Source organism: Skermanella sp. (genome assembly GCF_059503625.1).
The window spans coordinates 1-2,497 of the sequence record NZ_JCACHA010000400.1; the positions used below are offsets into that span (position 1 = coordinate 1).

The window sequence follows — 2,497 nt, forward strand, 5'->3', positions numbered from 1 at the left end:
GGATCCTTCACCGTCGCCTAACTGCTCATAACCAGCCAATACCGTGAGCAATTACCCCTTGAAGCCGCAGAAGGGTGATATGGAAAAAGTTCTGGCTTGCATACTGCACTGTGCTGCCGGTCTGAAGATTGCAGCAAAATCCATCTGTCCAATCTACGACATCAGGCAGATCCATGTTCCCGCTCCATCTCCGCCGCCACGTGCAGTACGGTCCGCCGCAGCCACATATGCGCCGGATCGTGATCGAATGATGCATGCCAGAGGAGTGAGAAAGAAATCTCCGGGAGATCAACCGGCGCCGGGCTGAGGCTGAGCCCGAGGGCAGCGGCGAAGTAGCGCGCCAGCTTGGCGTGCATGGTCGTGACGACGGGAGATCCCGCCACGAGAAACGGCACCGCCACGAAACGCGGCGTCGTGAGGGCGACCGTGCGTGTGAGACCAAGTTCGGCAAGGGCCGTATCCACCACGCCGCGTTCGCCCTTGCGCAGGCTCGTCAGCACGTGCGGCAGCCGCACGTAGTCCTCAAGCGAGATTGGCGGCGAAATGCCTACCCTGCTGGCATTGAACATGCACAGGTAGGTGTCAGTGGAGAGCAGGCGCCGCTTGTGGTGCATCGCGCCGTCGGCGAGATCCCCGATCCCGACGGCGAGATCCAGACGTCCGGCATCGAGTTCATCGAAGAGCCGGTCGATGGTGTACAGGCGCAGCCGGATACCCGGGGCTGCTTCGCAGAAATGGGCGAGCAGCGCCGGATCCAGCAGCACCTCGACGCTGTCCGGCAGGCCGATCCGGAACAGCCGATCGGCAGTCCGGGCGTCGAACACCCTGTCATGTGACACCAAGGTGGTAATCTGGGCCAAGGCGATCCTCACAGGATCGACCAGGGTGAGTGCCCGGGGTGTTGGGCGCATGCCCTCTGAGCTTCGAGTCAGGATTTCGTCGCCAAACAGCGTGCGCAGGCGGCCGAGATTGTGGCTCATAGCCGACTGGCCAAGGCCGACCCTGGCGGCGGCACGCGTGACACTGCACTCGGTAAGCAGCGCGTCGAGAGCAACGAGCAGGTTCAGGTCGATGCGGCTCAAATTGATATGGTCGATGTTCATTATCGATCCGATCTGTTTGATCGATGATGATAGGCGGACCATCTACCAGGGCAACGGAAAATGCATCGGACGCCGTGTCCAGCATCGAACCCCAAGAGATCCCAATGACCATCCATCGCACCATCATCGCCGCCGCGTTTGCCCTGACAGTCGCCGGCGCAGCCCAGGCGGACGGGCTCCGGCCTGTCGAGGGCCGCAGCATCGACCTCGGCGACGTGTCCGGGATCGCGTACTACACCGTCGAGCCCGATGGCTTCCGGGTCGTCGCCACCGTCGCGCAGGGTGAGGCCGGCACGCCCGTGCGTCTTGAAGCCGTTCTTGCCCCAAACCAGAGCATCGTGCTCTCCAGCCCCCGTGTCGGCAGTGTCGCACCAAACGCAATCGAGATCAGCCGACGCGGTGATCAGGTGCTGGTTCACCAGGCGGCAGTTACCAATTGAGATCGGTTGGTGAAGGTCTTACGGCGGCAGGTGGCCGAGCGGATCCGCGCATGATCCGGAACGGCAACCTGCTGCCTCATCGGTTCATCCCGACCGGAAATCGATCCGGGAAAGCCTACACGCCCAAGCGCCTGACGACTTTCCACCAGAGCACGCTGGGATACCTATCCCGACCCGGCAGTATCTGACATCAACCGCGTGTCGCTGAATAAGCAACGAGCATGACCGGGGGGCAGGAAGCCTGGTATTTCGAACCGCCTCATGGGGATCACCGCAAAGGGTGCTGGTTGCGCTTGCATCGGTTGTCCCAGACTGCTGATTCCGGATGATCAACTGGCATTCGCCTGAGAATGCTGTTGCAGATCACATCGGCGCTCCGGTCGAATGTGCTCCACTGCTCATAGGTCAGCCGCTCTCTCAGCATGAGCAGGCGCCCGATAAAGTACTGCACGACAGGGCGCATGCCTGCCGGAACACCCTTGAGGTTGGCCTCTTCGCTCATGATGCCCGATCCTTGCGGAGCCGATTGCTATGCTGGGCCATCACATTCGCGCTCATGGCGCAGTCGGCTGAAGTAAGGGATCGACCGGGCAGCTCTCCAGATCGTTCACATGCACATTCTGCTCAACCCGGCGCGATGCAGGAAACAGAAGATCGTAGCGGGAATGTGCCTCGATGGTGCGGCCGACAACGATGCAGTCGTGGCCCTGGTATCTTGCTCTTGAACCCAGCCTCAGCATGGTTCCTCCTGCGATATCTGCCTGGCGCCCGCTTCCACCAAAGACCTGGCCGGCTTCCGTTTCAGTGTTGGAGAATTTCCAGGAAAGGATCAGGCGGAGACCGCATAAAGACCACGGGTCGGGATGGGCGCACCCTCGGCGGTGAAGCCATTGTTCATCGCCCAGATCGCGGCCTGGGTGCGGTTGTTGACGTCGATCTTGCGCAGCAGGGTCT

The 2,497-nt window shown here is 61.4% G+C and carries 3 protein-coding genes; 1 reads left to right on the forward strand and 2 read right to left on the reverse strand.

The window, feature by feature from the left end:
- Window positions 1-161 precede the first annotated feature (161 nt).
- Window positions 162-1,103 (reverse strand): LysR family transcriptional regulator, encoded by a 942-nt coding sequence (locus AC5JJ6_RS08855; RefSeq protein WP_496041684.1) that lies wholly within the window; start codon window positions 1,101-1,103, stop codon window positions 162-164.
- Window positions 1,104-1,177: 74 nt separating this feature from the next.
- On the opposite strand from AC5JJ6_RS08855, the gene AC5JJ6_RS08860 reads away from it, so the two are divergent.
- On the forward strand, window positions 1,178-1,543 hold the full coding sequence (locus tag AC5JJ6_RS08860) for a hypothetical protein (RefSeq protein WP_496041685.1): 366 nt from the start codon (window positions 1,178-1,180) through the stop codon (window positions 1,541-1,543).
- Between the two features lie 268 nt (window positions 1,544-1,811).
- Here the strand turns inward: AC5JJ6_RS08860 and AC5JJ6_RS08865 are convergent, their stop codons facing one another.
- Window positions 1,812-2,045: a hypothetical protein gene (locus AC5JJ6_RS08865; protein ID WP_496041686.1), complete on the reverse strand. Its 234-nt coding sequence runs from the start codon at window positions 2,043-2,045 to the stop codon at window positions 1,812-1,814.
- Window positions 2,046-2,497: the final 452 nt, after the last annotated feature.

What these genes read in the sequence shown, in the direction of transcription:
- AC5JJ6_RS08855 (WP_496041684.1), bottom strand. Translation starts at nt 1,103, where the DNA reads ATGAACATCGACCATATCAATTTGAGCCGCATCGACCTGAACCTGCTC.
- AC5JJ6_RS08865 (WP_496041686.1), bottom strand. Translation starts at nt 2,045, where the DNA reads ATGAGCGAAGAGGCCAACCTCAAGGGTGTTCCGGCAGGCATGCGCCCT.